The 519-nt window shown below is 40.3% G+C and carries 1 protein-coding gene; it reads left to right on the plus strand.

Annotation, left to right across the window (positions count from 1 at the left end; genetic code table 11):
- Positions 1 to 188, plus strand: a 188-nt coding sequence (locus tag ACJ5GX_RS01570; RefSeq protein WP_495292623.1) for a hypothetical protein, incomplete at its 5' end; no start/stop codon positions are given.
- Between the last annotated feature and the right edge of the window lie 331 nt (positions 189 to 519).

Here is a 519-nt window from a genome sequence, read left to right on the forward strand (position 1 = left end):
GGTGTGATGCTTATAATCCAGAAAGATTGTGGCAACTAAAGAGAGCTGCAGAGGCTTGTTACGACTTTGCAACTGCATTTAAAACACCATTCATATCCGGAAAAGACAGTATGTTCAATGACTTCAAGGGAAAAAAAAAAAACCTTTCATCTGACAGACGGATGCGTCAAAAATATGTCTGTCAGTAAATAGAACAATCAGTGTCATGTTATTTCGTTTCTTTGATGTATTTTGTTTTTGCCACAAATTACTCTTCTTGTCTAGATCTACGCACCTTTTACCTTAGAATAATGGCGTATGCCGTGTGATGCCTGCTTAGAATAGCATCGGCCCATTTCATTAAGAGGCGGTGAAGGGACTCGATGGTTACATGTGTATTGCAATTTCAGGAGATGGGCTGTCAACCTATCACTTTAGTGATAAACAATCTTCTGAATGACCCTCAAATGTTTGTCAGACGTGACGTAAATGTCCATGTATTAGGGCCGTTCACGCTCTGCCTACCCTGCAAGAGATGTA

It is taken from the genome of Wolbachia endosymbiont of Tuta absoluta (assembly GCF_059414725.1).